Raw genomic sequence first — 11,661 nt, 5'->3', positions numbered from 1 at the left:
ATGCACCCCAACCGTGAAGGAGCACTATGGAACTGTTGGCCACAATCGAGATCCCCCGCGGATCCCGCAACAAGTACGAGGTCGATCACGAGACCGGTCGGGTGAAGCTCGACCGCTACCTCTACACCTCGATGCAGTACCCCGCCGACTACGGCTTCATCGAAGACACCCTCGGCAACGACGGCGACCCGCTCGACGTGCTCGTGCTGCTGCCCGAGCCCCTGTTCCCCGGTGTGCTCGTCGACGTCCGCCCCATCGGCATGTTCCAGATGGAGGACGAGGCCGGCGGCGATGACAAGGTCCTCGCCGTGCCCGCCGGTGACCCCCGCTGGGACTCGTACACCGACATCTCGGACGTGGACAAGTTCACCCTCGACTCGATCGAGCACTTCTTCTCCCGGTACAAGGATCTCGAGCCCGGCAAGTACGTCAAGGGTTCGAGCTGGGTCGGCCGCGAGGCCGCCGAGGCCGAGGTCAACGCCTCGATCGAACGCTTCAAGGCAGAGGGCCACTGAGCCTCACCCCTCGTCGTTCCCGATACGCGACCGCCCGGATGTTCTCATCCGGGCGGTCGTGTGTCTGCACACCGTGACCGCGATCACGATTTCTTAGGTCACCCTAAGGGGCAGTGTGAGCCAGGTTATGCCATCGTCGAGTCATGAAACTCGATCATGTGTCATACGCCAGTGAACCTGACGGCTATCGTGCGACGGCCGAGCGGATCTCGGAGAAGCTCGGAGTGGTTCCCTACGACGGCGGTGTGCATCCTCGATTCGGCACCAGAAATCTCATCTTCCCCCTCGCGAACGGCCACTACCTCGAAGTCGTCGAAGCCTTGGAGCACCCGGCCGCTCTCTCCACCCCGTTCGGCCAGGCCGTGCGCGCTCGTTCCGAGCTCGGCGGCGGCTGGATGGGCTGGTGCGTCTCGGTCGATGATCTCGCCGAAGTCGAAGCCCGCCTCGAGCGCAAGGCCGTCGACGGCAACCGCACACCGGAGTCCGGTCTGGAACTCAGGTGGCTGCAGATCGGAGTCAAGGGGCTCATCGCCGATCCCCAGCTCCCGTTCTTCATCAAGTGGTCCGCCGATTCCTCTCAGCATCCGTCGACCTACAAGACCAACAGCGATGTCGCCATCGACACCCTGCAGATCGCCGGGGATCGTGACCGTCTGCGCGACTGGCTGGGCACCGAGGATGCCAAGCCGATCCCGGAGATCCACATCGACTGGTCCGCGCCCCATGGGACGCCGGGCATCATGTCTGTGAGCTTCGAGACGAAGAACGGTCCCACCACCATCTGAGGCCTGACTCTCTTCAGCGCCGAGACAACGCCGGAGCGCCGAGACCACTGTGCACAGTGGTCTCGGCGCTCCGGCGTTGTCTCGATCTTGTGGACCGCCTCGGCGGAACTCAGTCGCCGCTGATCTCCTCCTTCGGCGCGGCCTCCGCCTCGGCACCAGCGCCGTTCTTGCGGCGCAGATGAGCTGCCGTGGCCATCGCGCCGCCGACGGCGAGCAGCCCGGCGCCGCCGCCGAGCAGCGGCAGAGTGCTGTCCGTGCCCGTCCAGGGCAGGTCTCCGCCGTCAGCACCCGACCCTCCGGAGCCGGAGCCGCCCGAGCTGGAACTCCCGGCCCCCGAGCCGCTGCCTCCGGAACCTGAGCCGCCGGAACCTGCCCCTCCGTCGGCAGCGGCGCTCGACGCGGCACCCGCGGCGGCTGCGTCCTTCGCTCCGTCCTGCGACCCGGCGGTCGAGCCGGAGCTGTCGGCGTCCGTTCCGGTTGTGTTCCCGCTGGAGTCGGCGTTCTCACCGCCGCCATTGGCATCGTCGCCGTCGGAGCCGCTGCCGGAGTCGCCTCCGCCGGCCTCGGCGTCTTGGTCCTTCGGCGGTTCCGTCGGGTCGGGAGCCGAACCGCCGTCGCCCTTGATCACCTGGACGACGGTCGGTCGCGGCAGGGCGGCCACGCCGGTGTCGACATCGGTCGCGTCCACGTAGTCGGGGAACTGCGAGTGCTGATCGGACCATTCACCGTCCTCACCCGGGTGCTGGACGGCGACGAAGGCCGAATCGTACTCATCGTGGACGAGCGGGCCGCAGACCTCGGCCTCACGAGGCACGGACAGGAACTGTTCGACGCGTCCGCGGTCATCGCCGTCGATGGTGACCTTGAACAGGCCGTCGCAGTAGCCGATGCCGTCGGGGGCGCCGTCGGTGGAGATCCACAGGTTCCCGGCGGTGTCGAAGGCGACATTATCGGGGCAGGAGATCGGTGAGACCTGGTCGGCCGGGAAGCCCGAGAAGTAGGTGGCGTCACCCTGCTTCGGGTCGCCGCAGACGATGAGCAGCGTCCAGTCGAACTCGACTCCGGTGTGGTCGCCGGAGCGTTCGGTGATCTCGACGATATGCCCGTCGCGGTTCTCGGTGCGCGGGTTCGCTTCGTCGGCGCCGGCCTTGCCGTCGGTGCCGCGATCGGAGTTGTTCGTGCAGGCGACGTAGATCCGACCGTTGACCGGGTTCGGTTCGACATCTTCGCAGCGGTCCATCTTCGTCGGCCCCACCTTGTCCGCGGCCAGACGGGTGTTGACGAGGACCTCCTCGACGGAGAAGCCGGAGACCCGCGACTTGCCGTCCTTGATCAGCGGCAGCCACTGGCCGCTGCCGTCGAATTCGCCGTCGGAGGGCACGTCTCCGCTGCCGTCGATCTCGGCCTTCGGCGAGTTGCCGGTGAACTTCGCGACATAGAGATCACCCGCAGTCAGCAGGGTCTTGTTGTGCTCGCGATCGCCCTCGACATAGGTGTCCTTCGACACGAATTTGTACAGGTAGTCGAACTTCTCGTCATCCCCCATGTACGCCACCGCATGGCCCGAATGGGAGATCGTGATGTTCGCACCTTCGTGCTTGAATCGGCCCATGTTCGTGTGCTTGACCGGGGTGGAGTTCGGGTCCCAGGGGTCGACCTCGACGATCCAGCCGAAGCGGTTCGTCTCGTTGCCGTAGCCGGCATTGTTCGTGTCGAAGCGGTCGACGTCGGATTCCCATCCGTTGGCCGATTCCTCATTGCTCAGCCCGTAGCGCTTGTCCGCCGCCGAGGTGCCCGGAGATCTGAAATACGAGTTGAAGTTCTCCTCCCCGGAGACCAGGGTTCCCCACGGGGTGAGTCCTCCCGAACAGTTGCCCAGCGTGCCCTGCACCTTGTCGCCGCCGGGATAGTCCTTCGTCCGCAGCAGGTCGGATCCTGCCGCAGGACCGGTGAATGCGTATTCGGTGTCGATGAGGAAACGACGGTTCCTCCGCCCGTTGACGTCGACCTTCCACGCGGACTTCTCGTCCTTGCGCATGAGTTCGGCCACGGTCAGTCCGTGGGCTTCGCGGCTGATCGCCCGCTGGTCCGCCGGGTCCATGTCGGTGGGGTACATGATGGCGTCGTTCGTGTACTCCTGGTTCGAGAACAGCAGGGCCCGGTTCGGGTCGCCGTCGTCGACCTGGATCGAGAGGAAGTCGTTGTTGTAGCCGAACTGTCGACGCTGGGATTCGGGGCTCTGGTTCTCCGGATCGAATTTCGGTGAGTCGGGGAACAGCGGGTCGCCCCAGCGCACGATCGGACGCCACGAATACCCTTTGGGGACGATGAACTCGTCGATCTCGTGCTGGACCGGGTCGATGGCGTCGAAGGCGAGAGTGCCGGCGGTGGCGGCCGCCGCGCTGCGGGCGGTCGGGCTCGGGGCCGAGGTCACGGCGATCGCGAGAGCTCCGGCGGCCGAGGCGCCGAGGACCGCACGGCGGCTGAGCTTCGCACCGACGATGTCGCGGAAGTACCCGTTCGACGAGGTGTTGCAGGTGGCCTTGAGGCAGGCATTGTCGCATTTCAGGGCGCAGGTCACGGGACTGCGTTTGCCTCGCACGTGGTCGGCCATCGGCAGCAGGGTTCTCATCGGGTCTCTCCTCGTCTCGGGTTGTTCCACCCGGCGCCTGCAGCGAATGAGGCTCGACGCCGGTCGGCTCACCCGATCGACCCTCCCACCGGCACTTGTCCCGGACCCTACCCGGCAATGAACGCAGGGTGAATGCCCGGGCGGTCAGCCGAAGTCGACGAGGCTGAGGACCCCTGGGGCGAGGAATCCGACCGCATCGATGATGAAGTGGGCCCACACCAACGGCATCAGTCGGCGCTTGCGCAGGAAGTACCAGCCGAAGATGAGGCCCATGGCGACGTTGCCGAGGAACGGGCCGATGCCCTGGTAGAGGTGGTAGCTGGCGCGGAAGAGTGCGAGACCGATGATGATCGTCCACGGCCCATACCCCAGCTGGCGCAGCCGCTGCGCTCCGAAGCCGAAGATGAGCACCTCTTCGAGGATGCCGTTCTTCGCGGCGGCGAGGATGAGCACCGGGATGGTCCACCAATGGTCGCCGAGGTTGGCCGGCTGCACCTCGGCGGTGATCCCGAGTGCCCTGCCGCCCGCGTACACGCCCAGCGTGCCGATGCCGATGATGAGGAAGATGAGGGTCCCGTGCCCGAGGTCTCTCGCACGGTGTCCGTCGACTCCCAAGCGGGTGCTCAGGCGGGGCTGATCGCGGTCGCGGGTGAGCAGGTAGAGAGCCAGCAGCACCGGCACGAGGGTGAACGCGATGTCGAGGAGCTGGTAGACGAGGTCGAATCCGGGACGCGGTGACAGTGAGGTGTTCAGCTTCGCCTGGGCCTCGCCGATCGGGCCGCGAGTGACGATGTCGGCCAGCCGCACGATCGCGTAGACCGCGGACTGGCCCAGCGACAGGGCGGCAACGAGTCCGAGCTCGAACCACAGGCGCTTCTTCTCCTGCGGTCCGAGCTCGGTCGTCATGGACTCAACTGTAACCGGGTCGGCTCAGTGTTTGGGTTCGCTGCCCCCGTCAGTGTCGCGGGGCGGCGAGCTGCGCAGCGTGAAGTCGGTGTCCGACTCGGGCTCGGTGGCCGACGAGCTCTCGGAGGGTCGCTCGGTCGCAGCCGCCTCGGCGGATTCGTCCGACCTCACCGAGGTGGCCGTGCCCGTGGATCCGGCCGCCGTCGCCCTGGAGGCCGTCCCATCGGACCCGACACCAGATCGTGCAGCGCCGGACCGGACACTCGATGGGCTCTCCGTGGCCCGCGCTTCGGCGGCGTCGAGGACCTCTCCGCGGGCCATGTTCTTCACGTGCTTCTTCTCGGCCCGGCGCTCCTTGACCCCTTCGAGCAGGAGGTAGAGCACGGGGACGAGGATGAGCGTGAGCAGCGTCGAGCTGACGAGTCCGCCGATGACGACGATCGCCAGCGGCTTCGAGATGAACACTCCCCCGCCGGTCAGGCCCAGTGCCATCGGCAGCAGCGCGAAGATCGTCGCCGCCGCGGTCATGAGGATCGGGCGGTAACGCAGCCTGGCACCGTGGACGACGGCGGTGCGAAGGTCGACCCCGCGCAGTCGGAAGTGGTTGATGAGGTCGATGAGCACGATCGCGTTCGTGACCACGATGCCGATGAGCATGAGCAGACCGATCATCGACGTCAGCCCCAGCGGGGTGTCGGTGATGAGCGAGAGCGCAATCGAACCGGTCGCCGCGAACGGGATCGAGACCAGCAGGATCAGCGGCTGCAGCAGCGACTTGAACGTGGCGACCATGATGACGAAGACGATGAGGATCGCCGCGAGCATCGCCAGTCCCAGCTGCGAGAACGCTTCGTTCTGCTCCTGGGTAGCACCGCCGGTGTCGACGGACACCGAATCGGGCAGGTCCACCTCGTCGAGGGCGGACTGCACGTCGGTCGACACCGCACCGAGGTCATCGCCTTCCGGAGTCACCGACACGGTGGTCGAGCGCTGCGAATCAGTGTGGCGGATCGTCGGGGCGGTCTTGACCTCCTTGACGTCGGCGACGTCGTCGAGCTTGATGAACCGCGGCTCCGAGGTCACGGGCGCACCGGCATTCGGGTCACCGGCTGCACCGGCACCCCCGGCTGCGCCCGCGCCACCGGTCGCACCACCGCCGGCCGCACCTGCGTCGCCTCCGCCAGCGCCACCGCCAGCGCTACCGCCAGCGCTACCGGCTGCGCCGGCGTCACCAGCCGCACCGCCCGCGCCGCCGGCCGCACCTGCGTCCCCGGTCGCACCGCCTGCTCCGCCGGCCCCTCCGGCTGCACCCGCACCACCCGCGGCAGCAGTCTCCTTCGGTTTGCCGGGAATCTTGAGATCCCGCAGCTTCTTCACGGTGTCGGCATTGCGGTCGAAGAGCAGCACCGAATGGGAGACATCGTCGATGACGACTTCGCCGATCTGCTGACCGTGCATGGCGCGTTGAACGTACTGGCCGATGGCGGCCTCGGTGAGGTTCTCCTCGGCGGCCTTCTTGTGATCGACCTTGACCTCGATGACGGGCTGGACCGCCTCGATGTCGCTCGTCACCGACTGTGTACCGGAGACGCCGTCGAGCTTGTCGGTGACCGTCTTCGTCGCGTCCTCGAGCTCCTTCGGATCCGAGGCTGTGAGGGTGACATCGATCGTCTGCGCACCGGGGGTCGAGCTCTGGCTCGCCACCTCGACGTCGCCGACGCCCTCGAGGTCGTCGAACTGCTTCTGCAGGTTGGCCGAGATCGACTGCGCCGAGACTCCGGACTTCGTGTTGACGATGTAGGTGCCGGTGAGCGATGAGTCGTCGGTGAACCCGAAGGTCGTTCCGCCCAGCGACAGCTGATAGTTCTCGATATCGGACTCGTCGGCGAGGATGTCCTCGACCTTCTCCGCCTGCTTCGAGGCCTCATCGAGATCCGTTCCGGGATCGAAGGTCTGCGAGACCTGCAGGGAATCCTGTCCGGTGTCGCCGAACAGTTCGGTCTTCAGTTGCGGGATCATCGCACCTGTGCCGGCCAGCACGAGCACGGCGATGAGGATCATGACGATCGGATGCTTCGTCGAGAACGCGATCGCCGGCATATATGTCTTCTGCAGACGGGTCACCGGCGAATGCATTCCGGCGAGTTCGTCGACGGCTTCCGTCTCATCCTCCGACTCGCCGTAGCGCGGACCGTCGGCGGCCACTCCCGCCGTACGGGCTCCCCCGGCACCGGCGCCCACAGCACCGACGCCGTCGCGGCCCGTCGTGTCTTCGGCCTCGGCACCGGCGGCGACGATGTCGCGTCTCTTCTCCGCCTTCTTCGCGGTCTTCTTCTCCGACCTCCACGTCGAGAGCATCGACCTGCGGTTGGCTCGGATCTCCTTCTTCTCAGCACGGGTGAGCTTGACCTTGGCCTCACGTTGCCGGAGGAACCAGTAGGCGAGGACCGGGACGATCGTCAGCGCCACGAACAGCGAGGACAGCAGCGCGATCGTCGCGGTCAGGGCGAAGGGTCGGAACATCTCTCCGGTCTGCCCGGTGACGAACGCCAGCGGCAGGAACACCGCCACCGTCGTCAGGGTCGATGCGGTGATCGCACCGGCCACCTCGGATACGGCGGCGAGGATATTGGAGAACTTGTCGCCTCCCGAGGCGTGTCTGCGTCTGATCGCCTCGATGACGACGATGGAGTCGTCGACGACGCGGCCGACGGAGATCGTCAGCGCCCCGAGGGTGAGCATGTTGAGCGTCTCTCCACCCATCCACAGGCCGACGAGCGCAATGAGGAGGGACAGCGGAATCGAGATCGCTGTGATGATCGTCGCGCGCACCGAGAGCAGGAAGACGAGGATGACGAGCACGGCGAAGAGCAGACCGAGCCCGCCTTCGTTGAGCAGATCGTGGATGGACTGTTCGATGAAGGGCGCCTGGTCGAATGCGGAGACGAATTCCGTGTTGTCCCCGACCATCTTCTCCAGCTCGGGCAGCTTGTCTGCCACCGCGTGCGAGACGTCGACGGTGTTCGCGTCGGATTCCTTCATCACCGACACCGACAGCGAGGGCTGCCCGTTGGTGCGGGAGATCGACTCGATGGGTTCGTCGACGAGCTTGACGTCGGCAACGTCCGAGAGAGTGATCGGGTCGTCCTTGCCGCTGATGACGAGGTCCTTGATCGCGTCGATCGAGCGGATTCGGGTGCCGACCTCGACTGGGGCGGATCCGTCGTCTCCCTTGAGTTCACCCGCCGAGGTGGGAACGCCGTTGGACTGGAGGATTCCGGCCACCTCGTCGAGGTTCGCCCCTTCGTCCTCGAGATCGTCGCGGCGGATCTTGATCTCGACCTGCTTCGTCTTCGCACCGGAGATCTGGACCTGGGAGACGCCGTCGATCTTCTTCAGCTCGGGTTCGACGATGTCGTCGAGGTTCGCGGCGAGTTTGTCCTCGTCGGCATCGGAGGTCACCGACAGCGCAAGCACCGGGATATCGTCGGTGCCCATCATCATGACATTGGGTTCGACACCGTCGGGCAGGGACGGCTGCACCTGGGACACGGCCCGCTGCAGGGCCTTGACGATATCGTCCGAGTCGTCGCCGTACTTCGTGCTCACCGTGATCTGCGCGCTGCCCGCCGAGGACGTCGAGGTCATATCCTCGACCTCGGGCAGTGCCGTCAGCGCACCCTCGAGCGGGTCGACGACCTCGGATTCGACCGCCTCGGGGGTGGCTCCCTCGTAGGAGGCGGTGACCGTGGCCTGGGGATTCTCTAGGGAGGGGAACAGTTCTTGCTTGAGAGCTCCGGCCCCGATGACACCGAAGATGACGGCGACGACGGAGATGAGCGCGATGAGCGCCCGGTTCTTCAGGCTCAGGCGGGTCAGGAAACTCACACGGGGACTTTCTCTTCGGGGCACATGGCGGCAGAGACACCGCCAGGCCCATCCTAGTGAGTGTCACGTCAACGCGACATGAGGATAACCTGAATTCGCAGAATCCGACCCGCCGACAGCGGGTCGCTTCGATCACCAGCTTGGTGAACCTGCACCAGCTTGGTCCCTGCACCGAGCTGGTGCAGTTTCACCAGGCTGCAGCTGCCGTGCGCGGGTGCGTCACCCAGCCGATTTCACTGCTCGGGGCCGGGTCTCGCGGCCGAAGAACCACAGTCCTGCGGCGATGATGCCGAGGACGCCGGTGAGCAGGAACGCCCACGAGTAGTCGAAGTGGTCGACGACGGCTCCGGCGATGACGGGACCGAGGATCGCACCGCCGTCGAGGGCCATCTGGTAGCGGGCGAGCACCCGCCCTCCCTTCCGATCGCGGCCGATGACATCGGCGACGGTGGCCTGCTGGGCGGGATTGGCCAGCCCGGAGCCGATGCCGGCGATGACGGAGAAGACGAAGAACAGCCAGATGGCGTCGGTGAAGGCCAGGGCCGCGGTGGTCACTCCGAGGACGAACAGGCCCCATTGGATGAAGGGCTTGCGGCCGACAGTGTCCGCGAAGCGTCCGACGATGGTCACGGCCGAGGCATTGCCGATGGCGAACATCGTCAGTGCCAGACCCGCCACGGCGGTGTCGGCCTTGAGGGCCTGGATCGCGAAGAGCGGGTAGATCGCCACGCGGATGCCCATCGCCGACCAGCCCTGGACGAAGGCGGAGATGAGGGCTGAGCGGTAGGCGGAGTCCTTCCAGGCTTCGCGGAAGGACATCACCTCCTGTTGCTTCTCGTTCTTCTCTGCCTCCAGGCGGGCGCGTCCGGACTTCGTCGAGGATCCGAAGGACGCGGTCGAGGCGAGGAAGATCCGCACGACGACGGCGGCGACCAGGAGGCCGACGGCGTAGATGATGAAGGGGATGCGCATCCCCCATCCGGCCATGGCACCGCCGAGCACGGGGCCGGCGATGTTGCCGACGAGGAACGCGGTGGCGTACGTCGACGACGCCTTCGCGCGGGCGTCGACGGGGGCGAGGCGGACGATGAGCGCCATCGCGGAGACGCTGAACATCGTCGATCCGATGCCGCCGAGGCCGCGGAAGATCAGCAGCTGCCAGTAATCCTGGGCGAAGGCCACGGCCGCCGTGGAGGCGGCGACGATGAGGAGGCCGGTGATATAGATGCGGCGTTCGCCGAAGGCATCGACGAGGCGGCCCGATGAGGGAGAGAAGACGAACCGGAAGAACGCGAAGGAGGAGACGACGATGGTCGCTGCGGTGACGCCGAAGTCGAAGCTCGCCGCGAACTGCGGGAGGACGGGGGCGATGATTCCGTAGCCGAGTGCGACGATGAACGCCGCGGCGACGAGGACGTAGATCTCCTTCGGCAGACGCCGGGTTTCCGCCTGCGCGGCAGCATCCGCCGAGCCGGCGTCGCCGGGTGGGGTCACGGCCGCCTCGTCGTGGGTGCCGTCGTTCTCGTGCGCGGTCACAGGGTATCGAGGAACTGTTCGGGCTTCGGCAGCGGTCGGGTGCTCGTGGCCAGGCGTTGACGGTACCGGTCGGGCACGGCACCGATGTAGAACCAGCCCATGAGGAGTTCGTTCTCCTCCAGCCGGTGGAGGTCGCGCACGGGCTGCGCGTTCGTCAGGGTGCCCGAGCGCCACATCACTCCCCAACCGGCCTGCCACAGGGCGAGTTCGAGGAGGTGCCCGGCACCGGCGGCGGTGGCGTGCTGCTCCCATTCGGGAACCTTGTCGTGCTTGGTCGGTGAGGCGACGAGGGCGAGGAGGAGTTCGGCCCGCAGGGGTTTCGTGTTGGTCTCACCAGGTTTACGGACCACTCCGGCGGCTTCGTCGAGGGCGGCGCCGAGGCGAATCCGGTCATCGCCGCGGAGGATGAGGAAGCGCCAGGGACGCAGTCCCTTGTGGTCGGCGACCGAGGAGACCGCGCGGATGATCTCGAGCAGGTCGGAGTCGTTCGGGGTCTCCGGTTCGACCTTCGAGATCGACCGGCGGGTGCTCATGGCGTAGAGGACGGGATCGGCGACGATGTCGATCGACGCCGAAACCGAGTAGTCCGGACCGCGGCGAGGTGGCTCGTCCGAGGCGGTGAACTCGTTCCCGGCAGCCGCCTCGGCGGATTGCGGCTTCGCCGAGTCCGCGGCTGGACGGGCGTTCTTCATGTCCTCGGCGGCGAGGTTCTTTGCCCACGGGCCGGTGTTGCCGTCGAGGAAATGGGCGCGGACACGATCCTTCGTCACCTGACAGGCGTCGTCCTCCTTGCCGCCGGCTTTTCGGCACTTTTTGGATTTGTGCTTTTTGTCCTTGTGCTTCTTGTCCTTCTTATCGCCGCCCATCAGCTCACCCATTCGGCGAATTCGGCGCGGGCACGGCGCAGCTTCGGATCGATGATGACACGGCAGTAGCCGTTGTCGGGGTTCGCAGTGTAGAAGTCCTGGTGGACAGCCTCGGCGGGATAGAACGTACCGAGGGGTTCGAGCGTGGTCACGATCGGTGAGTCGAAGAGGGTCTGCGCGGATTCGACGGCGGCGGCGAAGCGAGCCTTCTCCTCTTCGTTGCGGTAGAACATCGCGGACCGGTACTGGGTGCCGACGTCGTAGCCCTGCCGGTTGAGGCTCGTAGGGTCGTGCCCGGTGAAGAAGAGTCCGAGGATGATCTCTTCGGGCACAATCTCGGCGTCGAAGGTCACCTGCAGTGCTTCGGCATGACCGGTGGTCCCGGAGCAGACTTCCCGATATCCGGGGTTGTCGGTGTGGCCACCTGTGTATCCGGAGATGACTTCGGTGACTCCGGTGGTCCGCTGGTAGACGGCGTCGAGGCACCAGAAGCAGCCGGCACCGAGGGTGAGAGTACGCAGATCGCTCATAAC

Annotated in this window: 8 protein-coding genes; 2 read left to right on the top strand and 6 right to left on the bottom strand. The window is 66.3% G+C overall.

All coding sequences use genetic code 11. The annotated features are described in order from the left end of the window. The first annotated feature begins 26 nt into the window (after positions 1-26). Both J9314_RS05415 and J9314_RS05410 read left to right on the top strand, forming a co-directional pair. Positions 27-515: an inorganic diphosphatase gene (locus tag J9314_RS05415; RefSeq protein ID WP_181274696.1), complete on the top strand. Its 489-nt coding sequence runs from the start codon at positions 27-29 to the stop codon at positions 513-515. Positions 516-658: 143 nt separating this feature from the next. Continuing rightward, on the top strand, positions 659-1,300 hold the full coding sequence (locus J9314_RS05410) for a VOC family protein (protein WP_210604872.1): 642 nt from the start codon (positions 659-661) through the stop codon (positions 1,298-1,300). A 109-nt stretch (positions 1,301-1,409) separates the two neighbouring features. Here J9314_RS05410 and J9314_RS05405 read toward each other — a convergent pair whose 3' ends face one another. From J9314_RS05405 to msrA, 6 genes are all read right to left on the bottom strand, one after another. After that, entirely contained in the window at positions 1,410-3,932 is a 2,523-nt protein-coding gene (locus J9314_RS05405; RefSeq protein WP_210604871.1) for a PhoX family protein, read from the bottom strand. 144 nt (positions 3,933-4,076) lie between these two features. After that, positions 4,077-4,838 (bottom strand): CPBP family intramembrane glutamic endopeptidase, encoded by a 762-nt coding sequence (locus J9314_RS05400; protein WP_210604870.1) that lies wholly within the window; start codon positions 4,836-4,838, stop codon positions 4,077-4,079. 24 nt (positions 4,839-4,862) lie between these two features. Continuing rightward, positions 4,863-8,726: an efflux RND transporter permease subunit gene (locus tag J9314_RS05395; RefSeq protein ID WP_210604869.1), complete on the bottom strand. Its 3,864-nt coding sequence runs from the start codon at positions 8,724-8,726 to the stop codon at positions 4,863-4,865. 219 nt (positions 8,727-8,945) lie between these two features. Further along, complete coding sequence (locus tag J9314_RS05390; RefSeq protein WP_484793039.1) at positions 8,946-10,220, bottom strand: MFS transporter; 1,275 nt, start codon at positions 10,218-10,220, stop codon at positions 8,946-8,948. Between the two features lie 38 nt (positions 10,221-10,258). Continuing rightward, the gene (locus tag J9314_RS05385) at positions 10,259-11,140 is read right to left on the bottom strand and encodes a nitroreductase family protein (protein ID WP_246490626.1); all 882 of its coding nucleotides are present in this window, start codon (positions 11,138-11,140) and stop codon (positions 10,259-10,261) included. Next, positions 11,128-11,649, bottom strand: a complete 522-nt coding sequence (gene msrA / locus J9314_RS05380) for a peptide-methionine (S)-S-oxide reductase MsrA (protein WP_210605544.1) — start codon at positions 11,647-11,649, stop codon at positions 11,128-11,130. The genes J9314_RS05385 and msrA overlap by 13 nt, the downstream gene beginning before the upstream one ends. Between the last annotated feature and the right edge of the window lie 12 nt (positions 11,650-11,661).

Origin of the sequence: Brevibacterium oceani, assembly GCF_017948325.1 — a bacterium.
Classification (GTDB): domain Bacteria; phylum Actinomycetota; class Actinomycetes; order Actinomycetales; family Brevibacteriaceae; genus Brevibacterium; species Brevibacterium oceani.
Note: the sequence above shows the minus strand (reverse complement) of the source record. Positions and strands in the feature narration are given on the sequence as shown.